We start from the raw sequence: 22,499 nt of genomic DNA on the forward strand, positions 1-22,499 counted from the left end.
CCGGAACGGCCCGGGATGCGTGGCATGCCCGGCCACCCCCGGAGGCCTGCGCATTCTGGCGAACGGATGTGAAGGCTTTATGACGCAATGACCACAATCTGAAAATTTTGAGTGCATCATGAACCTCTTCTTGGTCAGACTCCTCGATCCGAGCCGGGTCGTTTTGGTAGGATTCAGTCTTTTCGAAGACCGGTGTTCCGAGTGCCCTGCGCTGTCCTGTGCCCCCGCCTTGTGATGATCGTGGTTGCGTCATGAGGCTGGACAAGATCAAGTCCCTGCTCGTCCCGCCGCTGGCCCACGCCTGGGCACAATTGCAACCGGTGCAGCGCCTCAGGTCCCTGCGGCCACTGCGGCGCCCGACCCGCCGGCAGGTGCTGCTCGCCGTGGCCGCCGTGCCTGCGGCCTTTCTGCTCTATGTGCTGGTGCTGATTCCGTTCACGCCGGGCATCAGCGACATTCGCAAGGCCAGGTTCGAACGCCCGGCGCAGGTGCTGTCGTCCGACGGCAAGGAACTGGCCGTCTACAAGTGGGCCAACCGCGAGTGGGTGAAGCTGTCGGAGATCTCGCCCAATGTGGTCGATGCGCTGATCGCCACCGAAGACCACCGCTTCTACCAGCACCATGGCCTGGACTGGCGGCGCACCGCCTCGGCGGCGCTGCACACCTTTTCCGGCGACCGCCAGGGCGGCTCCACCATCACCCAGCAGCTCGCGCGCAACCTGTATCCGGACGAGATCGGCCGCGCGCCCACGCTGACGCGCAAGCTCAAGGAGGCGATCACCGCGTTCAAGATCGAGGCGCTGTACACCAAGGACCAGATCCTCGAGACCTACCTGAACACGGTGCCGTTCCTGTACAACGCGTACGGCATCGAGATGGCCGCGCGCACGTACTATGACAAGTCGGCCCGCTCGCTGGACGTGCTGCAGAGCGCCACGCTGATCGGCATGCTCAAGGGCAACAGCTACTACAACCCGGTGCTGAACCCGGAGCGCGCGCTGGACCGGCGCAACACGGTGCTGGCGCAGATGGTCAAGCGCGGCCGGCTCGATGCGGCGCGGTACGAACAACTGAAGAAGCGGCCGCTGCGCATCGATTTCGAGCGCCAGACCGAACCGCCGGGCCCGGCGCCGCACTTTGCCCTGCAGTTGCGCAAGTGGCTGATTGGCTGGGCCGATCGCAACGGCTATGACATCTATGCCGATGGCCTGGTCGTGCACACCACCATCGACGCCCGCCTGCAGGCGCTGGCCACACAAGCCGTCACGGCGCAAGGCAACCGGCTGCAGTCCATTGCCAATGCCGCATGGGCGCCGCGCGCCGGCTGGGCGGCCAGCAAGGACCTGGTCCAGGCCTTCGTGCGCGAAACGCCCCAGTACCACAATGCCGTGGCCGCGGGCACGCCGCCCGAAGAGGCGCTCAGGCACCTGCTTGCCGATACAGCCTTCATGCAGGCGCTGCGCCAGCAGAAGACACGCATCCAGGCGGGCTTTATCGCCATCGATCCGCGCACCGGGCAGATTCGCGCATGGGTGGGCAGCCGCGACTACACCCAGGATGCATTCGACCATGTGCAGAGCGCGCGCCGCCAGCCAGGCTCCACGTTCAAGCCCTTTGTCTACGGGGCCGCATTCCAGCAGGGCAAGACGCCCGACGACACGCTGGTGGACCAGCCAGTCGAGATCCAGCTCGCCGGCGGCGAAGTCTGGCGCCCCACGGACGAAGGCCGCCCGAGCGGCCGTGCCATGACGCTGCGCGACGGGCTGGTCTATTCGCGCAACACCATCACGGCCCAGCTGATGCAGGAAGTCGGGCCCACGCGCGTGGCCAGGCTCGCACGCGCCATGGGCGTGCGCGACAGCAAGCTCGACGCGGTGCCTTCCCTGGCGCTGGGCACGAGCCCGGTCACCCTCAAGGAAATGGTGGCGTCCTATGCCACCATTTCCAACGCAGGCGAATACATCGCGCCGACGATGGTGACGCGCATCGAGGACCGGGACGGAAAGGTCCTGCAGGAATTCCAGCCGGCGCGCGCCGAGCGTGCGCTGTCCGCCGCCACCACGCAGACGCTGCTCGACGTGATGCGCGACGTCATCGACCGCGGCACCGGGGCCAGCATCCGCTCGCGCTTCGGCATCCGTGCCGACGTGGCCGGCAAGACCGGCACCACGCAGGACAATGCCGACGGCTGGTTCATCCTGATGCACCCGCAACTGGTGGCTGGTGCGTGGGTCGGCTTCAATGACAGCCGCGTCACGCTGCGCAGCGACTACTGGGGACAGGGCGCCCACAGCGCATTGCCGATCGTCGGGGACTTTTACCAGCGCTCGCTGCGCAGCCGCATCATCGATGGCAGGGCACGGTTTGCCGAGGAAGAGGAATCCGGCGCCTTCAGCGCGCTGGCCACGCAGGTACACGGATGGTTCACGCGACTGTTCGGCGGGACGGGCACGCCCGAAGCGCCTGCCACGCGCCCCGCGCCGCGCCGCCCGGCGTTGCCGTCGCCGGAAGCCGATGTCACGCCGCAGCCCCCGGCGCAAGCGGCCAATGCCACCGAAGCCTCCGACGCCGCCGCCGGCATGGCGCTCGATCGCGGCGAAGCCGTCATCGCGGCGCCAGAGCAGGCGGCCGCGGACGCCGCCGCGGCCAGCACGGCACCCGCACCGTCCGCCTTGCCGGCCCAGTCCTCCGACGCTCCGGCGATTGCCACGCCGGGTGCGTCCGACACGCCCGGCTGACATCCGGCGGCGCTCTCCGCTGGTGTGACTCAAAGATAGCCCGCCGCCCGCCGGCCAACCGGAGGCCGCAGACAACTTCTGGCAACAGCGCCGGTCCCTGCCTACATTGATTCCATCGGTGTTCGCGGGAGGGCAAGGCCATGTCCAGACAACTTGCCGTGATGATGGTGCTGCTGGCGGCCAGCGGCGTGGCGCAGGCTGTCACCAAATGCCAGAACGGGGGCGAAACGCTATACACGTCGGCGTCCTGCCCGGCGGGCTACCGCAACGTCACGAGCACCATGCGGTCGCACGTGATGACGGTTCCCGGCACCGCGAAGACCCGGAAGGCCGATCAGGCGGCCTCGGCCCTTCGCACGCAAACGGCTGCGCAGAGCCAGGCCTGGCGCGAACGCGATGAGGACATGGACCTGCGCCTCCAGAACGCATTCTGGAACCAGTGCCTCATCATCGACTACCGTGTGCGCGCGACCGAGCGCGCCATGCAAACCACCGAATACTGGAGCTACGCCGACCGCTACCGTGAACACGCCGATGCATTGCGTGCGCTGCAGTACGGCATGGGCTGCCTTGGCTGACTGGCCCCGCGCGGCAAGCGCTGTGTGACGGATCCGGCGGGCGCATGCTGCGGCGCGCTTTCCATGTGCGAAAACAGACGGTCATCGCGGACAAACTTCTGCGTCATAGCACCTGTGACCCGATTGAGGTCACCCGGCACCCCTGGCGTTACAGGGATGCGAGCGATCCACATGACGAGGGGGCCCGAACATGAAGATCCGCCTAGCCTGCCTGGCCGCACTGTCGGTGCTGCCTGTCGCCGTCCATGCGCAAACCAACGCCACACCCTACGGCATCCTCGATGCCAGTGTGCAACACATGGCTAATGTGCCCGCAGCCGGCACGGGCCGTCACTACGTCATGCGCGAGTACTCCGCCGACCTCTCCGCAGCGCGCTGGGGACTGCGCGATGGCAAGGAGCCCGGCACCGGCCTGAAAGCATTCGTCGCGACGGAGAACGGCATCTATCCCGACGTCGGCAACCTGAGCCAGGCAAGCCGCGCCAGCGTCGGCGCGGCCTATGCGCTCGGTCCGGCCAGGGCCATTGCCGGCTACCGCTGGTCCTACGACAACTTCAACACGATCGCGCTGCGCAGCAACCTGTACTGGCTCGGCCTGCAGTACCAGGTCACGCCCGTGATCCAGGTCGCCGGCGCGGCCTACTACAACGATGCCCACAACGGTTCGGGCGATCCGTACAGCTTCATGCTGACCGGATCCTATGCCTATTCCAAGCGCACTGATGTCTTTACCGTGCTGGGATTCGCCAGGAGCCGCAACGGCCCGGCCATGGGGTTGACGGGCTTCGGCCCGTCACTGAATCCCTACGCGACGGCGCTGTCCGGCCCGACCGAACAGATCGGGGCCCGGGACAACCAGTTCGGCGCGGTGATCGGCCTGCGGCACCGCTTCTAACCGCGTGGTGCGGATGACAATCCGACAATCCGCCGGATGCGTTGCGCGACGGATTTCCACGAAGGATGACAAACTGCCGGCTCGGAAGCACTGTTGCGCTGGCCTCGAGCCCCATCAGTGGCGGCGCCGGCCTCTGACGGCCGCGCGCGCGGCACTGGATATGGCTTACAGCTCGCGCGCGATCAGCTCCTTCATGATCTCGTTCGATCCACCGAAGATCTTGCTGACGCGCGCATTCACGTACATCCGCGCAATCGGATACTCCATCATGTAGCCATAGCCGCCATGCAGCTGCAGGCATTCGTCGATGATCTCGCATGCGCGCTGCGTGCACCACCATTTGGCCATGGCCGCAGTGCCGGGGTCGAGTTCGCCGCGCAGGACCTTGGCCATGCAGTCGTTGACGAAGCTGCGCGCGATGGTGGCATTGGTCTGGCACTCCGCCAGCTTGAAGCGCGTGTTCTGCAGGTCGAGCAGCGATGCTCCGAACACCTTGCGGTTGCGCACGTATTCGACGGTCAGGCCGATCGCGCGTTCCATCGCCGCCAGCGCGCCGAGCGCGATGATCATGCGCTCCTGCGGCAGTTGCTGCATCAGCTGGTAGAAGCCCTTGCCCTCTTCGGTACCGAGCAGGTTCTCGCGCGGCACGCGCATGTCGTCGAAGAACAGCTCGGCCGTATCCTGGCCCTTCTGTCCGATCTTCTCCAGGATGCGGCCGCGGCGGAAGCCCGGCTGGCCGTCGGTCTCGACCACCACGATCGACACGCCGCGCGAACCCGCCTCCGGATCGGTCTTGCAGACGACCAGGACCAGGTTGGCGTGATAGCCATTGGTGATGAAGGTCTTCGAACCGTTGATGACGTAATGGTCGCCATCTTTCAGCGCGCGCGTCTTGACGTTTTTCAGGTCTGAACCCGCGCCCGGCTCCGACATGGCGATAGCCGCCACCATCTCCCCAGTCGCCATCTTCGGCAGCCACTTGCGCTTCTGCGCCTCGGTGCCATAGCGCAGGATGTAGTGCGCGACGATGCCGCAGTGGACGTTCGTGCCAAGGCTGCTCACACCGGCACGCGCCTGTTCGAGCGTGAGGATCGCCTCGTGCGCGAACGTGCCGCCGCCACCGCCGTACTCTTCGGGAATGCTGGCGCAGAGCATGCCCATTTCGCCGGCCTTGTACCAGACCTCGCGGTCGATGTGCTGCTGCTTCCACCAACGCTCCTCGTTCGGCGCCAGTTCACGCTCGACGAATTTGCGGATGGCGTCCTGGAACGTCTCCAGGTCGCCCGAGATCCAGGGCATCTGACTGGTAACCATGGTGCTTGTCCTTTCTTGAGTCTTGATATGTCTTGTCTTGATATGACCGGTGACGCTCGGCGCGCCATCAGTCAAACGTCAGGCTGGCGAGGCCTGCCCGTGCCGCACCGGCCATCTCGCTTGCCTCCCACGTCGGCCCGGCTCCCGCATGAAAAATGAGACAGCCGATTCGAAATGCCACCATCCGGTGCGGATCCATAACTAGGATGTCCCAAAAACAGCATCATATCAACTCATAATTTACATTGACTAGTCCATTTTTCGAGAGCGAGAATGGTGGTTATGAGACAACCGCATCGAAAAACAGCAGCTAAAGCACAGAAGGAGCACGCAACGTGATCGCTCAGCCACCTCCTGTTGCTAGCCGCCAGGACACCGAACAGGAAAATCGCCTGGTGAGCGCGCTCGCGCGCGGCATTGGTGTTCTCGGCTGCTTCTCGCCGTCGGTGCAGGAGCTGTCCGGCAAGGCGCTGATGGAAATGACCGGGCTGCCCAAACCCACGCTGACCCGCATGCTCGACACGTTGTGCGAACTGGGCCTGCTGCACTATTCGGAGCGGCTGTCGAAATACGTGCCCGGGATCGGCCTGCTCAACCTCGCGGTGCCGGCGCTGGCCCGCATGACGGTGCGCCAGCTCGCGCGTCCGCTCATGGAAGAACTGGCCAACCACATCGGCGGCCAGGTGCAGCTGCTGGCCGGCGTAGGCAACACGCTGACCTATGTGGAGGTGGTCCATGGCACCGGCAGCCAGATCTTCCGGCCGGAAGTCGGTACGCGGCTGTCGTTGTCGCGGACCGCGTCGGGCCGGGCTTTCGTTCTGCAGATGCCGGAACCTGAGCACGCCGCCTGGCTCTCCGACTTCACCCGCCGCAAACCCGGGCAGCGCGAATGGCTTGCGGGCCGGCTGGCCGACACCGCGCGCGACCTCGACACCCATGGCTTTTGCCGCGGCTACAGCGACCTGCACCGAGAGATAGAGACCATCGCCGTACCCATGCGCAAGCGCCGCGACGGCGAAGCGCTGGTGTTCGGTGCCGCCGTGCCCGTGTTCAGCGCACAGAGCAAACGTCTTGCCGAAGACCTTGGTCCCAGGCTGCTGACGCTCGTGCGCAACGTGGAAGCGTCACTGGGCGCGTAATGGCATGAAGGGCAGGAAGGGCCAGGAAGATTTCAGACTTATCAGGAGGAGACGACCCGTCATGACAACGATGCACGACTGGGCAACGCAACAGCCGGAAAAGCCGGCGCTGATCCAGACAGAGACCGGCCACACCATTACCTATGGCGAACTCGACGCGCGCGCCACCCGTGCCGCGCAATGGCTGGTGTCGCGCGGACTGGATGCCGGCGACGGCATCGCGCTGCTGGTGGAAAACCACCCGGGGCTGATCGAGCTGGCCTCTGCCGCCCGCCGTGTCGGGCTGTATTACACGGCGATCAACACGCATCTCGCGCCGGCCGAAGCCGCCTATGTGCTGAAGGATTGCGGCGCGAAGCTGCTGGTGGCATCGCCGGCGATGCTGCCGCTGGTGGAGGCCGTACGGGCAGCCGACGCCCACGCCCGCACGCTGCCTGTGTTCGTGCTGGCCGGCGCCGCCCGGTTGCCCGAAGGGTTCGGCGACTACGAAAGCGCGATTGCCGCCTTCAGCGCGAACGCCGACCTGCCGCAGCGTCCCCTCGGCCGCGACATGCTGTATTCCTCGGGCACTACCGGGCACCCCAAAGGCATCCGCCGTCCGCTTACCCCCTACGAGGACCGCGACAAGCCCGAGGTGGAGATCGAAGCCTGGCGCCGCGCGTTCGGCTTCGACGAGAACACGGTCTACTTGTCGACCGCACCCTTCTACCACGCCGCTCCGCTGCGCTACATCATGCGAACGCTCGACGTGGGCGGCACCTGCGTGGTGATGGCGAAGTACGACGGCGAAGCTGCCCTTCGCGCGATCGCGCACTATCGCGTCACGCATAGCCAGTGGGTGCCGACCATGTTCGTGCGCCTGCTCAAGCTGCCCGACGAGGCGCGCCGGCGCTACGACCTGTCGTCGATGAAGATCGCCATCCACGCAGCCGCACCATGCCCGGTTCACATCAAGCAGGCCATGCTGGACTGGTGGGGCGACATCCTGTACGAGTACTACGCCGGCTCGGAGGGTGCCGGGTCCACCGCCATCGGCCCGCTCGAATGGCGCAAGTATCCGGGCTCGGTGGGCCGCGCTTCGGCCGGGGTAATCCATATCGTCGACGAGGACGGCTCCGAATTGCCGCCCAACGAAGTCGGCATGGTGTACTTCTCGGGCGTGGCGACCTTCGCATACCACAACGACCCCGAGAAGACGCGCTCCGCCTACAACGACAAGGGCTGGGCCACCTACGGCGATCTCGGCTACGTCAACGAGGAAGGCTACCTGTTCCTGAGCGACCGCCGCGCTGACCTGATCCTCTCGGGCGGCGTGAACGTCTATCCGCAGGAAATCGAAAGCGTGCTGATGGAGCATCCGGCCGTGGCCGACGCAGCCGTGATCGGCGTGCCCGATGCGGAATTCGGCGAGGTGCCCAAGGCCGTGGTCGAACTGCGCGACGGCATGCGTTCCAGCCCCGAACTGGCGCAGGAAATCGTCGACTTCTGCCAGGGCAAGCTGGGGCGGCTGAAGCTGCCGCGGACCATCGTCTTCAACGAGCGGCTGCCCCGCACCCCCACCGGAAAACTGCTGCGCCGCGAATTGAAGGACCGCCATCGCGCGCAGCCGGGATCGGGCCATGCCGTGCGGACCGGACGCAGCTGACCAGACGCCGGATTCCCATGGCGACCCCGCTCAGCGCGGCGCGCGACTGAGACGCGTGGCGCGCACAACAACGTCACGCCGGCCATCCTCCCGGGCCGGTCGAGAAGGAGCTTTGCCTTGAATCACCTGTTAGACACCTTCCGGCTCGCCCGGCTTCCCGCAGAAGCCGAGGCTTTCCGGGCCGAAGTGAAGCAATTCCTTGCCGAGCACCAGCCGAAGGCACCCGCCGAGCGCCGTGCACGCTCGTGGATGGGCTTCGACGCCGACTTCAGCCGCCGCCTGGCTGCGCGCGGCTGGGTTGGCCTGACGCTGCCCGCTGCCTATGGCGGCGCGGGCCTCGACGCATTCCGCCGCTTCGTGCTGGTGGAAGAACTGCTGAGCGCCGGCGCACCCGTTGCCGCGCACTGGATCGCCGACCGCCAGAGCGGTCCGCTGATCCTGCGCTACGGCAACGAGCAGCAAAGGCAGACCTACCTGCCGCGCATCTGCCGTGGCGAGGCGTTCTTCTGCATCGGCATGAGCGAGCCGAACTCCGGCTCGGACCTCGCCAGCGTACGCAGCCGCGCAACGCGCACGGAGAACGGCTGGCGCCTGAACGGCCAGAAGATCTGGACCACCAACGCCCACCACTGCCAGTACATGATCGCGCTGGTGCGCACGTCGGGCGCGCCGGAGGACAAGCAGAAAGGCCTGTCCCAATTCATCGTCGACCTGTCGCTGCCGGGCGTGACCGTCCGCCCGATCCACGACCTGGCCGGCGACGCGCACTTCGCCGAAGTCGTCTTCGACAATGTCGAGCTGTCCGACGATGCGCTGGTCGGCGCGGAAGGCAGCGGCTGGGAGCAGGTCAACGCCGAGCTGGCGTTCGAGCGCAGCGGTCCGGAGCGGATCTATTCGAGCATCGTGCTGCTGGACCTGTGGGCGGACCTCTTGCGCCGCCAGGGCGCGACGCGGGAACAGTCGGCAGCGCTGGGCCGCTTCGTCACGCACATCGCCACGCTGCGCAATATGTCGGTGGCCGTGACGGCCAAGCTCGCGCGGCACGAGAGCCCGGTGGTTGAAGCCGCACTGGTGAAAGACCTCGGCACGGAAATCGAGCAGGCCATCCCGGCCTATGTCGAAGCCGCCATGTCGGCCGACCCGGAAACGCCGATCGACCCTGAGCTGTACCGCACGGTGGCTTACCTCAGCCAGATCTCGCCGACCTTCTCGCTGCGCGGCGGCACGCGCGAAATCCTGCGCGGCATGATCGCGCGCGCCCTTGGCCTGCGCTAATCCAGGAACACCAGACATGTTTGTAGAAGCCATTGAAGCCATCCTGCAGGACCGGTTCACGCCGGCAGCCATCCGTGCCATCGAGGCCGGCGGTGACCCCGGACCCGCGTGGAACGCGCTGGCCGAGGCCGGATTCCTGGAACTGCTTGCCGGCGAAGATGCCGGCGGTGCGGGACTGACGCTGCCCGACCTGTTCCCGGTCCTGATCACGATCGGACGTCATGCCGTGCCCGCGCCGCTCGCGCAGAGCATCGCCGCGCGCGCGCTGCTTGCCCGCACCGGCGTGCAGGCGCCCGCCGGCATGATCACACTGGCCCAGTCCTGCCGCCGCGAAGCGGACGGCGCGCTGGTCTGCGCCCAGACCCAGTTCGGCACCATCGCCGACTACGTGCTGGCCGGCACCCCGAACGGCCTGCTGCTGCTCGACTGTTCCGCAGCCGAGCGCATCGGCACCGGTGTCCACGGCAGCCAATGCGCGACGCTGCGCTGGCCTGCCGGCCTTGCGGCGGAGCCGCTTCCCGGTGCCACGTCCGTCGACGTCCAGGCCTGGGGCGCCTCCCTGCACGCCGCCCTGATCGCCGGTGCGGCAGCGCGCGTCGGCGAGATGACGCTGCAGTACTGCCAGGACCGCTCGCAGTTCGGCAAGGCCATCGGCAAGTACCAGGCAATCCAGCACCAGCTCGCGGTCATGACCGAACACATTGCCGCCGCGACAGTCGCCGCGGAAATGGCGTTCGCGGGCGCGGGCGACCAGCCGAAACAACTGTCGGCCGCCATTGCCAAGGCACGCAGCAGCGAGGCCGCGCAGATCATCGCCGCCACCGCGCACGGCCTGCACGGGGCGATCGGCATCACCGAGGAATACGACTTGCAGCTGCTGACTCGCCGCCTGCATGAATGGCGGGCCGTGCATGGGTCGGAGGCCGGCTGGACGGTGACGGTAGGCGACGCGTTCCTGCGGAGCGGAGCTTCAGTAGTGGAATTCGCGCGGGAAGTCGGGCAAGCGGAGGCGGCGGCCTGAACGGATGCCCCGGGAGGTATCCACGGCAAGGCGGCCAACACCGGCACCCGATTGAGCTTTTCCTATTTCGCGACAAATCAAAATGACCACTGTCATTCCCGCACAGGCGGGAATCCAGCGTCTTTGAAGTCCCCCGAAGGGGGACAAAAAGTCACTGGGTCCCCGCCTGCGCGGGGACGACGAATATTTGGCGTTGTCGTGAATGATGGAAAGCTCAATAGACGAGCCCGAGATCCTGGAATTTCGCCCCGGGAAACACCTGCGCCAGCCGTGCATCGTCCAGGCCGTACAGCCGCCGGAATAGACCGCCGAGCATGGCGCGATATTCGTTGCGCACCGGGTAGTCCCGATTCTGGTTGAGCGTGCCCGGCTCCACGGCCAGCTGTTCGCCGGCGATGCGGCCGCCGCGTACGGCGCCGCCGGCTACCCAGTAGACCGTACCGTGGCCATGGTCCGTCCCGCGCGAGCCGTTCTCGCGGAACGTGCGGCCGAACTCCGACACGACCACCACGGTCGTCTTCTGCCATGCCGGTCCCATCTCCTGCACAAACCCGGCAAGCCCGCGCCCGAGGTTGTCGAGCAGGTTCGCCAGTTGCCCCTGCGCGGCGCCCTGGTTGACGTGCGTGTCCCACCCGCCCACGTCGACGAAGCCGAGGTTAAACTTGTCGCGCATCAGTCCCGCCATGCGGCGGGCCTCGGCCTCGAAGCCGCGCGCGCTCAGTGAACGGCGGTTGGCCGCCTGCATGTCCTGCATGCGCGCGGCCATGGTGTCCATGCCGCCCGCCATGGCGGTACGGGCCTGCATCGCCTGCGCCTGCTCGGCAACCGTCTGGCGCAGTTCGAAGCCCTCGTCGATCAGCGACTCGAAGCGCGTGCCGCGGTACATCTGTGCGAGCGCGCGCGTCTGGCGGGCGTCGAACGGCGTGCGTCCCGTGCCCTTGAGCGACACATTGGGAACATCCTGGCTGCCGGACAGCACCATGGGCAAGCCGTCGGTGAAGGCCACCGGCGCCGCGCGCCCGCCCATCGACTGCGCGAGCCGGTTCAGGAAGCCACTGCCGCGCAGCGACGCCGCGTCATGGTGGTCATCGCCGGTGCCTGACGAGCCGGCTTCGATGCTGTCCTGCGTCTCGAAGTGGCTGCGCGACATGTCGTTGGTACCGGCAAACGGCACGAAGGCAAGCTGCTGCCGGTTCCACAGCGGCAGCATGGTGTCGGCCAGGGCCGGGTGCAGCGCCCAGTCGCCGATGCCGCGCCGGGCGCTGTCTGTCGCGAATGCCGGCGCCAGAGCGACGGCCGCTGCGGGATCGGGCTCGGCACCGGCAGGTACCGGGCGCCGGATGGCGATATTGGGCCGCGAGGCGTGGTAGAAATCGCTGCCGGCGGGCACCAGTACGCTGGCAGCGTCATAGGCGCCGCGCAGGAACACCAGCAGGAAGCGCGCGTCTGCCTGCGCCGGCAGCGCATATACGCGCGACATGGTCGCGGGCAAGGCCAGCGCCAGGCCGGCACTGCCCATCGTCTTGAGCCATTCCCGACGTTTCATCTCGAAGTCCTTGCGTCGTCGTTGCGTGCGTTGCCGGTGGCCGGGTCAGCGCTGCATCCACTCGGGCGAACTGAGCAGCAACGTATTCCATTCGGCCTGCGTTTCCGCCTGCGCGAGCGACGCGCGCGTCTGCGGCCCCAGGGTCGCCTCGATGGTGTCGTAGTAGGCCTTGCCGGCGACCACGGGAAAGCGTGCGGAACCCGGCGGAATATTGGCGTCGCCGGCAAACAGCCCTGCCGGGCCGGAGCCCATGGCGCGCGCGATCTCGAAGCGCTTGACCATCTGCCCGGAACTCGCCCACGCGCTCTCCGCGGCCGGGTAGCCGTCCGGAGTGACATGCCCATAAAGCGGCTCGCCAAGCTGGTTCAGCCAGTTCATGACCGGACGCAGGTTGCTGACGGTGCGGCCGTCGTAGGCCAGGCGCATCGACGCCATCACGAAGGCCATCGGGTCCCGGAACTTGCGGCCGGGCGCGTCCAGCACGTGATCAAGCTCGGGCGACAGGAACAGCGTGGTCAGCACGGCGGAGATATCCCCGTCGGTACGCGTGAAGGTGGCGGCCATGCGGTCGACCAGCGTGGCCGGCGGATTGTCCGCAACGAAGTAGGCAGCGAGCTTCGCGCTGATGAAGCGGGCCGTGGCCGGATCACGCGCCAGGATTGCGACGGCGCGCGCGGCTTCGTCAAAGCCGGCCGGCTCGATGCGCTGGCCGAGCAGGGTCTTGACGCCGAAGTCGTGCCGGTTCGGGTTGAACTCGAACAGGCCATCGCTGCGGTACAGCGCCGCGCGCGCCGGGGCCAGCCGCGGCGGCTCGCCGCGCAGGTTGACGCCGAAGCCCGTCAGCACGCGCGCCAGTTCCTGCACGTCCTGCTGCGTATAGCGCGAACCGCTGGGCCCGCCCGACACGCCGAGCGTATGCAGCTCCATCAGCTCGCGCGCGTAGTTCTCGTTGACGCGGTTGGCGCTGCTCTGTGCGTTGTCCAGGTACTCCAGCATGGCCGGTGCGGTCACCGTGGCCAGCATCAGGTCGCTGAACTTGCCGAGCGCGCGCGGCCGGATGGTGTGTTCCTCGTAGTCGGGCAAGGCCCAGCGCACCTGGCCCTTGTACGCATAGACGCTGAAGTGGTTCATCCAGAACCAGGTCATCTGTTCGCGAAGCTGGGCCGGCGAATACAGCGCGCGCAGCAGGTGGCGCCGGCTGGTGTCGGCGATCGTTTCACGCCCCTGCCGGTTCAGCGCTTGGCGGGCCTGCTGTTTGGCCATCTCATCCGGCAAGCCGGCAATGCGCTGGCGTTCGTCACGCGCCGCGCGGACGCGGTCCGCAGCGGTGCCCTGCAGGTTCGGCAATGCGGCAATAGCAGCTGCCACGGCGGGCGGGTCGGCCGCCGGCATGCGCAGTTGCTCCTCGAGGAAACGCTTGCGGCCCAGCTCGCGCAGCCGGGCGATGCTGGCCTGGTCGGCACCGAAGCTCACGGTATTGAGCCAATGCAGGTCCGCCGCGCTGAGCGGGCCGGAAGCCGCCGGCGGCTGCTGCGCGCAGGACGCCAGCGCCAGGACGCAGGCAGCGGCCAGCAGCATGGCCAGCACGCGCCGCACGGCGTGGATGCCGGCGCCGGCGGGGAACGTCTGCCGCCCAGGGATCATGCCAGGCTCCTTGTCTTCCCATGCAGGGACATGGCCATCTTACGTGGCGGGTGCGGTCCCGGTTGACAGAACCGCACCTGCCGCCCGTTACGAAAACTTTCACGGCACCTGACGCACGGATATATCATGCGCCGCCTGAAGCATACGGATGACGACGCCGATTGCCGAAATCGCCAAGACTTCCGTCCGGGCGAGGCGTTAGTTTCTGCCGCATGCCGGCACCACGGGTTTCCGTCTCGCCCGGCCCCTCTTGAACCAACACCGGCCCGCGGGCCGTGAACCCTATGTCTCGCCCCCAAGCGTCCAGCGGCTGGCTGCCCGGCCTGGCCTTTGTCCTGATCTGGTCTACCGGATTCATTGTCGGCAAGGCCATCGTGCCGCTGGCCGACACCAGCCTGTTCCTGCTCGCGCGCTTTGCGGTGGCGGCGCTGATGTTCTGCATTGCCGCAATGGCCGCGCGCGCCAGTTGGCCAGCGTGGCGCGAGGTGCCGCGCCACCTGCTGGCCGGCGCGCTGATGCAGGGCCTGTACCTGTGCGCCGCCTTCGGCGCGGTGGCGCACGGCTTGCCGCCTGCCGTGATGGCACTGCTGGGCGCGTTGCAGCCACTGCTGATGGCACTGCTTGCCATTCCCCTGCTGAAGGAGCTACCTTCCAGACGCACCTGGCAAGGCCTGGCGACCGGCGCGGCCGGCGTGGCGCTGGTGGTTGTGCCGGCCATGCAGGCCGGCGCCGGCCAGTCCGTATCGCCCTGGGTCGTGCTGACCGGCGTGCTTGCCATTGTCTCGATCACCATGGGAACCCTGCTGCAGAAAATGTCGATTGCCGCCTCGGACCTGCGCACCAGCTCGGCCTGGCAGAACGTCGGCGCCATGCTGATGGCCGGCGTGGCCGTGTGGCTATCGCCGGCGCCGCACTGGCAGCCCGGGCCGGTGTTATGGGCATCGCTCGGCTGGGCGGCGCTGGTGATCTCCGGCGCCGGCACCTGGCTGCTGCTCGGCATCGTGCGGCGCGGGCAGGCGGCCAGCGCCGCAGCACTGATGTTCCTGGCGCCGCCGCTGGCTGCGGTGCAGGCCTGGCTGCTGTTCGGCGACCGCCTTGGCCCGCTGCAGTGGCTGGGCATGGCCGTCGCCGGTGCGGGGGTCTGGCTGTGCCAGACGCGGGAAAGGCCGAGGCATGCCGCAGCCCGTTGAGCCGGCGCGCGCAAACACCGCCAGCGCCACGAGCCCGCTGGTGGAGCACCGGCGCTACCAGCCGTGGCCCGCGGGGCACGCGCATGACCATCACCAGCTGCTGTTCGGGCTGGATGGCGCCACTGAACTGGAGATCGACGGCCACCTGTACCGGGTCGACCGCCACAACGGGCTGATCGTGCCGGCCGGCAGCCACCACGAGTTCCTGGGGCTGGCCGGCAACCTGCAGGTGGTGGCGGATTTCCCCGGCGCGTCGGTCGCACTGCCGGCGCGGCTGATGGAATGGCCGCGCGCGTTCGTGCTGGACGGCGCGCTCGGCATGCGCGTCCAGGCACTGGCCGCGCTGTACCCCGCAAGCACCTGCACAGCGCATCTGAACTGGACCGTGGCAGCGACGCTGGCCGGCGACCTTGCCGACGCCCTGGGCGCATCGGACAGGCATGACGCCGCGAGCATGTTCCCGGTCATGGCCATTGATGCCTACCTGCGGGCCAACCTGTCGTCAGCCTTGCATGCGGGCCATCTGGCCGAGCACTTCGGCTGGAGCGTGCGGCGCTTCCACACGCTGTTCGCCGAGGCCTTCGGCGACACGCCCCACCGCTACCAGACGCGTTTGCGGCTGGACCGCGCGGTGCAGTTGCTGGCCGGCACCGGCCTGCCGCTCGTCGACGTGGCGCTGGCTTCGGGCTATCCCGACCAGACCACCTTCACACGCAGCTTCACGCGCCGCTTCGGCCAGCCACCGGGAGCATGGCGCGCATCGGCGGGCGGCTTCAGTCCTCCGACGCCAGGGCCCGGTTGATCCGCAGCGCGAGCAGCGTGCAGACCGCACCGGACAACAGGTAGGCACTGACCGCGATCAGCCCGAACTTGACCGACAGCCCCAGCGCCACCAGCGGCGCGAAGGCCGCGCCGAACAGCCACGCGAAATCCGTGGTCAGCGCGGCGCCGGTATAGCGGTAGCGGCGTTCGAAGTTGGACGTGACCGCGCCCGCCGCCTGGCCGTAGGACAGGCCGAGCAGACCGAAGCCGATCAGGATGAACAGGTCCTGCTCGATCGGCCCTCCGCCCATCAGCAGCGGCGCGAACAGGCTGTAGATGCCGATCAGCACCGCCATCGTCCCGAGCGTGGTGCGGCGCCCGATCCGGTCGGCGATGCGTCCGGAGGCAATGGTGCCCAGGATGCCGATGAACGCCCCCGCGACCTGCACGCTAAGCACATCGGTGATCGGCTGTGTCTGGTGCAACTCGACCCAGGACAGCGGGAACACCGTGACGAGGTGGAACAGCGCAAAGCTGGCCAGCGCGGCAAAGGCGCCAAGGAAGATGTTGTAGTCCTGCTTGCTGATGAGCTCGATGGTGCTGATCGGCTCGAGTTCATCTTCGTCCAGCAGTTGGGTGTATTCATGCGTCACCACCAGCCGCAGCCGCGCGAACAGCGCCACCACGTTGATGGCGAAGGCCACGTAGAACGGATAGCGCCAGCCCCATTCCAGGAACTCGCCATGGTCCAGGCTCAGGTTCAGGAACAGGAACAGCGAGCCGGCGACGATGAAACCCGTGGGCGCGCCCAACTGGCCCATCATCGCGTACCAGCCACGCCGTTCGGGCGGCGCGTTGAGGGCGAGCAGCGACGGCAGCCCGTCCCACGAGCCGCCGAACGCGATGCCCTGCAGCGAGCGGAACACGGCCAGCAGCACGATGGCGGTCTGGCCCAGCGTGGCATAGCCGGGCAGGAAGGCGATGCCCACCGTGGCCGTGCCAAGCAGGAACAGCGCCGCCGTCAGCTTGATGCCGCGCCCCCAGCGCCGCTGGATGCGCATGAACAGCGCCGTGCCGAACGGCCGCGCGACAAAGGCCAGCGCGAAGATCGAGAACGAGTAAAGCAGCCCGTCGAGCCGGTCGGCGAACGGGAAGTACACCGTCGGGAAGACCAGCACCGACGCGATGCCGTAGACGAAGAAATCGAAGTATTCGGACGCCCTGCCGATCACGACGCCGGTCGCGATTTCCGCCGGCGCGACATGCGCGGCCTCTGGCGCCGGAGGTGCAGAAGGAGACGCACGGTGCTGATGGGTCATGCTGGTCATCCGTATACCTCCACTGGAGTAACAGGGCTAGTCAGGAATTTGCTCCCTGGCGATTAGCCCCTGAGCGCCTAAACTGCCATAGTTGCTCTGGACAGTCTAAGTCACGTACGCTTAAGCGTACAGGATGGCAACAGAGGACCCAAGCCTATGCGATCCGACCGTTCGACAATGGCAGTACTGCGCGCGCCGCGCTGGATCCTGCTGGCTCCGGCAGCGGCTGCCCTTTGTGGATGCAATGCTGTGCTGATGTCGCCGGGCGGCGATATGGCCGTCCAGCAGCGCAACCTGATCCTGATCTCGACAGGACTCATGCTGCTGATCATCGTGCCGGTGATCGTGCTGACCCTGCTGTTCGCGTGGCGCTACCGGTCCTCGAATACCGACGCGCCTTACAACCCCGACTGGGACCACTCCACGGTGCTGGAGCTGCTGATCTGGTCGGCACCGCTGCTGATCATCATCGCGCTGGGCGCGGTCACCTGGGTCAGCACCCACAAACTTGACCCGTACCGCCCGCTGGGGCGGCTGGACGCGCAGCGGCCGGTGCCCGCCGACGTGCAACCGCTGACGGTCGAGGTCGTTGCACTCGACTGGAAGTGGCTTTTCCTTTACCCCGAGCAGGGCATTGCCAGCGTCAACGAAGTCGCCGCGCCGGTGGACCGGCCCATCCGATTCCGCATTACGGCCTCCACCGTGATGAATTCCTTCTTCATCCCCTCGCTGGCCGGCCAGGTCTATGCCATGCCGGGCATGGAAACCAAGCTGCATGCGGTGATGAACCAGCCGGGCGACTATGAAGGCTTTTCCGCAAACTACAGCGGCGCGGGCTTCTCGCACATGCGATTCACGTTCCACAGCCTGAGCCATGACGACTTCGACCGCTGGGTCCAGCGCGTAAAGCGCAGCGGTACCCCGCTGTCGCGCGACGGCTACGTGCAACTGGAGCAGCCCAGCGAGCGCGATCCCGTGCGCCACTACGCGAGCGTCGCGCCCGATTTGTTCGATGCCATCCTGAACCGCTGCGTGCGCGCCGGGCAGGTGTGCCAGAAGGACATGATGGCCATGGACGCACGCCGCCAGCAGGGCGGTGTGCTGGGCGCCGTCTGCACCGCAAGCAATACGCCGAAGACGCCGTTCGACCCGGTCGCCCTGTACAGCGAGCGCAGCGCCGTGGCGTTGCAGTAGTAGCGCAGCCGGGAGGCAAGCGCCCCGAGAGATCTTCACCCTGGCCCTGGAGAACAACATGCAGGAGCGATCCGAACTCGCCACGCTCATCTTCGGCCGCCTGAGTTGGGAGGCCATACCGCTGCACGAGCCGATCCTGCTGGGCACCTTCATCGTCGTGGTCCTCGGCGGCCTGGTGCTGCTGGGCGCGGTAACCTACTTCGGCCTGTGGGGCTACCTGTGGCGCGAGTGGTTCACGAGCATCGACCACAAGAAGATCGGCATCATGTACGTGATCCTGGGCATCGTCATGCTGCTGCGCGGCTTTGCCGATGCCGTCATGATGCGCATCCAGCAGTCCGTGGCATTCGGCGACAACCTTGGCTACCTGCCGCCACACCACTACGACCAGATCTTCACCGCGCACGGCGTGATCATGATCTTCTTCGTGGCCATGCCGCTCGTGACCGGGCTGATGAACTTCGTGGTGCCATTGCAGATCGGCGCGCGCGACGTGGCCTTCCCCTTCCTCAACAACTTCAGTTTCTGGATGACCACCGGCGGCGCAGTGCTGGTGATGATGTCGCTGTTCGTCGGCGAGTTCGCGCGCACCGGCTGGCTGGCCTATCCACCGCTGTCGGGCATCCTGCAAAGCCCTGACGTGGGCGTGGACTATTACCTTTGGTCCTTGCAGGTGGCGGGGGTGGGGACGGTCCTGTCCGGCATCAACCTGATGGTCACCATCATCAAGATGCGCGCGCCGGGCATGACGCTGATGCGCATGCCGGTCTTCACCTGGACCGCGCTGTGCGCCAACGTACTGATCGTGGCCGCGTTCCCCGTGCTGACTGCGGCGCTGGCCATGCTGGCGCTTGACCGCTACCTGGGCATGAACTTCTTCACCGTCGACCAGGGCGGCAGCGCCATGATGTATGTGAACCTGATCTGGATCTGGGGACACCCCGAGGTGTACATCCTGGTGCTGCCCGTGTTCGGGGTGTTTTCCGAGGTGGTGGCCACGTTCTGCCAGAAGCGGCTGTTCGGTTATGCGTCGATGGTCTACGCCACGGTCGTGATCACGGTGCTGTCCTACCTGGTCTGGCTGCACCACTTCTTCACGATGGGATCCGGCGCCAGCGTCAACTCGTTCTTCGGCATCACCACGATGATCATCTCGATCCCGACCGGGGCGAAGCTGTTCAACTGGCTGTTCACCATGTACCACGGCCGCATCCGCTTCGAGGTGCCGATGCTGTGGACGGTCGGCTTCATGGTCACCTTCGTGATCGGGGGCATGACCGGCGTGCTGCTGGCCGTGCCGCCCGCCGACTTCTCGCTGCACAACAGCCTGTTCCTGATCGCCCACTTCCACAACGTGATCATCGGCGGCGTGCTGTTCGGACTGATGGCCGGCATCACGTACTGGTTCCCCAAGGCCTTCGGCTACCGGCTGGAGCCGTTCTGGGGCAAATGGTCGTTCTGGCTCTGGCTGGTCGGCTTCTACTTCGCGTTCATGCCGCTGTACGTGCTTGGCATGAAGGGCGTGACCCGCCGCATGAGCCATTTCGAGGACCCCTCGCTTCAGATCTGGTTCCTGCTCGCGGCGTTCGGCGCATTGCTGATCGCGCTGGGCATCGGCTGCTTCCTGATCCAGCTCGTGGTGAGCTTCATGCGCCGCGAATCGCTGCGCGACGTCACCGGCGACCCATGGAATGGCCGCACGCTGGAATGGTCGACCTCATCGCCGCCGCCCGCCTACAACTTCGCCTTCACCCCCGTCGTCCATGACACCGACGCCTGGTGGCAGATGAAGGCGCATGGCTTCCAGCCGCCCATGCAGGGCTTCATACCGATCCACATGCCGAAGAACACGGGCGCGGGCATCATCCTGGCGGGGTTCAGCACGGTGTGTGGCTTTGCGCTGATCTGGCACATCTGGTGGCTGGTGGTGCTGTCGTTCGCGGCCCTGATCATCTCCGCGATCGTGCATACCTTCAACTACAAGCGCGACTACTACATCCCGGCCGATACGGTCGGCAACACGGAGGCGGCGCGCTCGGCGCTGCTGGCACGCCATGCCTGACACCACTGCCCCGTTCCCCGCCGGCCGCGCGCAGGCCGCGCCGCCCGCCCCGCCGCACGCCGTGCAGTCCGGCCATGGCATGCAGGAGGGCGAACTGCGCTTCTACATGACCAGCGAATACCACGTGCCCAACGGCACGTTGCTGGGGTTCTGGATCTACCTGATGAGCGACTGCCTCATCTTCGCCTGCCTGTTCGCGGCCTACGGCGTGCTCGGCCGCAGCTACGCGGGCGGGCCGACCGGCGCCGAGCTGTTCGACCTGCCACTGGTGGCGCTGAACACCTCGTTCCTGCTGCTGTCGTCGATCACGTATGGCTTTGCGATGCTGCAGATGCAGCAGGGCCGGGTCGGCGGCACGCAAGGGTGGCTGGCCATTACCGGCGTGCTGGGCGCCGCCTTCCTCGCCGTGGAAATCTACGAGTTCGTTCACCTGGTCGGCGAAGGCGCCGGCCCCTGGCGCAGCGGCTTCCTGACGTCGTTCTTCTCGCTGGTCAGCACGCACGGGCTGCATGTGACTTTCGGCACCATCTGGCTCATCACGCTGATGGTGCAGGTGAGCAAGCACGGGCTGATCCCCGAGAACCGCCGCCGGCTGATGTGCCTGTCGATGTTCTGGCACTTCCTGGACGTGGTCTGGATCGGCGTCTTCACCTTTGTCTACCTGATGGGAGTGCTGCCATGAGTGCACAGGACCACACGCTCGCCCATGGCCATGACGGCCACGACGGGCATGGCCATGACGACAGCCACATCCACATCTCGCTGGGCGGCTATGTGACCGGCTTCGTGCTCTCGGTGATCCTGACCACGATTCCGTTCTGGCTGGTCATGGGCAAGGTGTTCGAGAAGTCGAGCACAACCGCGATCCTGCTGCTGGCGCTCGGGGCCGTGCAGATCGTCGTGCACATGATCTACTTCCTGCACATGAACGCGAAATCGGAGGGCGGCTGGAATATGCTCGCGCTGATGTTCACGCTGGTGCTGGTGGTGATCACGCTGAGCGGCACCTTGTGGGTGATGTTCCACCTGAACTCGAACATGATGCCCGGCATGGAGCGGTAACGCGCCGGCTGCCGGCGCGGCAGCGCAGCAGCGGGGTGCGCCAGCGGGCGCCCGCCGCTACAATGGCCCCCGGGCAATCCACTGCCAGGGGGCCAGATGTCCGAACTCTATGCCGCGCCAACCCGCCATGACGGGGCGGCCGACCCAGACGCCAGCCACGCCGGCGTCACTGCCAACTCGGCGGAGGATGCCGTGGCGCGCGCCGCTGCCGTGGCCGACACGATTGCGCGTACCGCGGTCGAGCAGGCAGACCACGCCATGCGCCACTGGACCGACCCGGTGCCGGGCCCGGTCCGCATCGGCTCGGCGCAGCACCTGCGCATGTTCTGCAACATGCTGCTGCAGACCCACAACCCCTACAAGCCGGCCGTGATCGAATGGCCGAAGCTGTCGCCCGACGCCTTGCAGCGCGTCACTTCCCTGCCGATCTGGGACATCGCCGTGCAGACCGAGGGCCGCGCATCGATCCGCGTGAAGACCTTTGCCGAAACGGTCACCGACCCGCTGCTGCGCAGCGCGCTGGACATGGACGGCGGCGAGGAAGCGAGGCACAAAGTCGTGCTGTCCAAGCTGGTGGAAGCCTACGGCATTCCGCTGGCCCCCGAACCCGATTACCCGCCGCCGGACGACCCGGAGTGGGGCTGGCTCGTGACCGGCTACAGCGAGTGCATCGACAGCTTCTTTGCCTTTGGCCTGTTCACCATGGCCAAGCGCTCCGGTTACTTCCCGGCGGAGCTCGTAGACACCTTCGAGCCCGTGATCCAGGAGGAAGGGCGGCACATCCTCTTCTTCGTCAACTGGGCCGCATGGTATCGCCGCAACCTGCCATGGTGGCGCCGGCCGCTATATGCATGGAAGGTCGCGCGAGTGTGGGCGTTCCTCATTTGGGAGCGCATCGGCATTGCGCGCGGGATCGACTCGGATGGCGCCGCGCAGGATGCCAATTTCACGATGAACGGCTCGGAAGCACTCGGCGATTCGCTGTCGCCAGGCACCATGATCGACTTGTGCCTGAGTGAGAACGACCGCCGCATGGCCGGCTACGATGCACGGCTGTTGCGGCCCGACTTCGTGCCGCGCCTGGCACGGCTGGCGCGCCGCTTCCTGAAGTGACC

At 66.8% G+C, this 22,499-nt stretch carries 18 protein-coding genes; 14 read left to right on the forward strand and 4 right to left on the reverse strand.

The genetic code is table 11. From position 1 onward, the window contains the following. Positions 1–251: 251 nt before the first annotated feature. The 3 genes from LDO29_RS05780 to LDO29_RS05790 all read left to right on the forward strand — a co-directional run bounded on the left by LDO29_RS05780 (position 252) and on the right by LDO29_RS05790 (position 4,211). Positions 252–2,738 (forward strand): penicillin-binding protein 1A, encoded by a 2,487-nt coding sequence (locus LDO29_RS05780; protein WP_224078826.1) that lies wholly within the window; start codon positions 252–254, stop codon positions 2,736–2,738. Positions 2,739–2,878: 140 nt separating this feature from the next. Next, positions 2,879–3,316 carry a hypothetical protein gene (locus tag LDO29_RS05785; protein ID WP_224078827.1) on the forward strand — a complete coding sequence of 146 codons (438 nt, stop codon included), beginning with the start codon at positions 2,879–2,881 and terminating at the stop codon, positions 3,314–3,316. A 190-nt stretch (positions 3,317–3,506) separates the two neighbouring features. Further along, on the forward strand, positions 3,507–4,211 hold the full coding sequence (locus LDO29_RS05790; RefSeq protein WP_224078828.1) for a porin: 705 nt from the start codon (positions 3,507–3,509) through the stop codon (positions 4,209–4,211). A 165-nt stretch (positions 4,212–4,376) separates the two neighbouring features. Here the strand turns inward: LDO29_RS05790 and LDO29_RS05795 are convergent, their stop codons facing one another. Continuing rightward, positions 4,377–5,525, reverse strand: a complete 1,149-nt coding sequence (locus LDO29_RS05795) for an acyl-CoA dehydrogenase family protein (RefSeq protein WP_224078829.1) — start codon at positions 5,523–5,525, stop codon at positions 4,377–4,379. Between the two features lie 335 nt (positions 5,526–5,860). Between LDO29_RS05795 and LDO29_RS05800 the strand changes: the two genes are divergently transcribed. The 4 genes from LDO29_RS05800 to LDO29_RS05815 all read left to right on the forward strand — a co-directional run bounded on the left by LDO29_RS05800 (position 5,861) and on the right by LDO29_RS05815 (position 10,605). Beyond that, complete coding sequence (locus LDO29_RS05800) at positions 5,861–6,664, forward strand: IclR family transcriptional regulator (protein ID WP_224078830.1); 804 nt, start codon at positions 5,861–5,863, stop codon at positions 6,662–6,664. A gap of 61 nt (positions 6,665–6,725) precedes the next feature. Further along, entirely contained in the window at positions 6,726–8,309 is a 1,584-nt protein-coding gene (locus tag LDO29_RS05805; protein WP_224078831.1) for an acyl-CoA synthetase, read from the forward strand. 117 nt (positions 8,310–8,426) lie between these two features. Beyond that, complete coding sequence (locus tag LDO29_RS05810; RefSeq protein ID WP_224078832.1) at positions 8,427–9,584, forward strand: acyl-CoA dehydrogenase family protein; 1,158 nt, start codon at positions 8,427–8,429, stop codon at positions 9,582–9,584. 16 nt (positions 9,585–9,600) lie between these two features. Beyond that, positions 9,601–10,605, forward strand: a complete 1,005-nt coding sequence (locus LDO29_RS05815; RefSeq protein WP_224078833.1) for an acyl-CoA dehydrogenase — start codon at positions 9,601–9,603, stop codon at positions 10,603–10,605. Between the two features lie 214 nt (positions 10,606–10,819). Here the strand turns inward: LDO29_RS05815 and LDO29_RS05820 are convergent, their stop codons facing one another. Together LDO29_RS05820 and LDO29_RS05825 are read right to left on the reverse strand one after the other, a co-directional pair. Then, complete coding sequence (locus LDO29_RS05820; RefSeq protein WP_224078834.1) at positions 10,820–12,151, reverse strand: DUF1501 domain-containing protein; 1,332 nt, start codon at positions 12,149–12,151, stop codon at positions 10,820–10,822. A 45-nt stretch (positions 12,152–12,196) separates the two neighbouring features. Further along, the gene (locus LDO29_RS05825; RefSeq protein ID WP_396022629.1) at positions 12,197–13,795 is read right to left on the reverse strand and encodes a DUF1800 domain-containing protein; all 1,599 of its coding nucleotides are present in this window, start codon (positions 13,793–13,795) and stop codon (positions 12,197–12,199) included. A 284-nt stretch (positions 13,796–14,079) separates the two neighbouring features. Between LDO29_RS05825 and LDO29_RS05830 the strand changes: the two genes are divergently transcribed. After that, a complete protein-coding gene (locus LDO29_RS05830; protein ID WP_224078835.1) occupies positions 14,080–14,985 on the forward strand; it encodes a DMT family transporter in 906 nt (301 codons plus the stop codon). After that, entirely contained in the window at positions 14,969–15,787 is an 819-nt protein-coding gene (locus tag LDO29_RS05835; protein ID WP_224078836.1) for a helix-turn-helix transcriptional regulator, read from the forward strand. Before LDO29_RS05830 ends, LDO29_RS05835 begins: the two co-directional genes overlap by 17 nt. Here LDO29_RS05835 and LDO29_RS05840 read toward each other — a convergent pair. After that, entirely contained in the window at positions 15,759–17,075 is a 1,317-nt protein-coding gene (locus tag LDO29_RS05840) for an MFS transporter (RefSeq protein ID WP_224078837.1), read from the reverse strand. The genes LDO29_RS05835 and LDO29_RS05840 overlap by 29 nt on opposite strands. A 168-nt stretch (positions 17,076–17,243) precedes the next feature. On the opposite strand from LDO29_RS05840, the gene cyoA reads away from it, so the two are divergent. The 5 genes from cyoA to LDO29_RS05865 all read left to right on the forward strand — a co-directional run bounded on the left by cyoA (position 17,244) and on the right by LDO29_RS05865 (position 22,497). After that, complete coding sequence (cyoA, locus tag LDO29_RS05845; protein ID WP_224078838.1) at positions 17,244–18,260, forward strand: ubiquinol oxidase subunit II; 1,017 nt, start codon at positions 17,244–17,246, stop codon at positions 18,258–18,260. A 58-nt stretch (positions 18,261–18,318) separates the two neighbouring features. Next, on the forward strand, positions 18,319–20,322 hold the full coding sequence (gene cyoB / locus LDO29_RS05850) for a cytochrome o ubiquinol oxidase subunit I (protein ID WP_224078839.1): 2,004 nt from the start codon (positions 18,319–18,321) through the stop codon (positions 20,320–20,322). Then, complete coding sequence (gene cyoC / locus LDO29_RS05855; RefSeq protein ID WP_396022630.1) at positions 20,315–21,004, forward strand: cytochrome o ubiquinol oxidase subunit III; 690 nt, start codon at positions 20,315–20,317, stop codon at positions 21,002–21,004. The genes cyoB and cyoC overlap by 8 nt, the downstream gene beginning before the upstream one ends. After that, positions 21,001–21,384: a cytochrome o ubiquinol oxidase subunit IV gene (cyoD, locus tag LDO29_RS05860; RefSeq protein WP_224078840.1), complete on the forward strand. Its 384-nt coding sequence runs from the start codon at positions 21,001–21,003 to the stop codon at positions 21,382–21,384. The genes cyoC and cyoD overlap by 4 nt, the downstream gene beginning before the upstream one ends. 258 nt (positions 21,385–21,642) lie before the next feature. Next, positions 21,643–22,497, forward strand: a complete 855-nt coding sequence (locus tag LDO29_RS05865) for a ferritin-like domain-containing protein (RefSeq protein WP_224079122.1) — start codon at positions 21,643–21,645, stop codon at positions 22,495–22,497. Positions 22,498–22,499: the final 2 nt, after the last annotated feature.

This window comes from Cupriavidus laharis (genome assembly GCF_914271435.1).
Lineage (GTDB): Bacteria > Pseudomonadota > Gammaproteobacteria > Burkholderiales > Burkholderiaceae > Cupriavidus > Cupriavidus laharis.

Coding starts and splice junctions, on each gene's coding strand:
- LDO29_RS05825 (WP_396022629.1), bottom strand. CDS start 13,795: ATGATCCCTGGGCGGCAGACGTTCCCCGCCGGCGCCGGCATCCACGCC.
- LDO29_RS05865 (WP_224079122.1), top strand. CDS start 21,643: ATGCGCCACTGGACCGACCCGGTGCCGGGCCCGGTCCGCATCGGCTCG.
- LDO29_RS05820 (WP_224078834.1), bottom strand. CDS start 12,151: ATGAAACGTCGGGAATGGCTCAAGACGATGGGCAGTGCCGGCCTGGCG.
- LDO29_RS05805 (WP_224078831.1), top strand. CDS start 6,726: ATGACAACGATGCACGACTGGGCAACGCAACAGCCGGAAAAGCCGGCG.
- cyoB (WP_224078839.1), top strand. CDS start 18,319: ATGCAGGAGCGATCCGAACTCGCCACGCTCATCTTCGGCCGCCTGAGT.
- LDO29_RS05785 (WP_224078827.1), top strand. CDS start 2,879: ATGTCCAGACAACTTGCCGTGATGATGGTGCTGCTGGCGGCCAGCGGC.
- LDO29_RS05835 (WP_224078836.1), top strand. CDS start 14,969: ATGCCGCAGCCCGTTGAGCCGGCGCGCGCAAACACCGCCAGCGCCACG.
- cyoA (WP_224078838.1), top strand. CDS start 17,244: ATGGCAGTACTGCGCGCGCCGCGCTGGATCCTGCTGGCTCCGGCAGCG.
- LDO29_RS05795 (WP_224078829.1), bottom strand. CDS start 5,525: ATGGTTACCAGTCAGATGCCCTGGATCTCGGGCGACCTGGAGACGTTC.
- LDO29_RS05830 (WP_224078835.1), top strand. CDS start 14,080: ATGTCTCGCCCCCAAGCGTCCAGCGGCTGGCTGCCCGGCCTGGCCTTT.
- cyoC (WP_396022630.1), top strand. CDS start 20,315: ATGCCTGACACCACTGCCCCGTTCCCCGCCGGCCGCGCGCAGGCCGCG.
- LDO29_RS05780 (WP_224078826.1), top strand. CDS start 252: ATGAGGCTGGACAAGATCAAGTCCCTGCTCGTCCCGCCGCTGGCCCAC.
- LDO29_RS05840 (WP_224078837.1), bottom strand. CDS start 17,075: ATGACCAGCATGACCCATCAGCACCGTGCGTCTCCTTCTGCACCTCCG.
- cyoD (WP_224078840.1), top strand. CDS start 21,001: ATGAGTGCACAGGACCACACGCTCGCCCATGGCCATGACGGCCACGAC.
- LDO29_RS05815 (WP_224078833.1), top strand. CDS start 9,601: ATGTTTGTAGAAGCCATTGAAGCCATCCTGCAGGACCGGTTCACGCCG.
- LDO29_RS05790 (WP_224078828.1), top strand. CDS start 3,507: ATGAAGATCCGCCTAGCCTGCCTGGCCGCACTGTCGGTGCTGCCTGTC.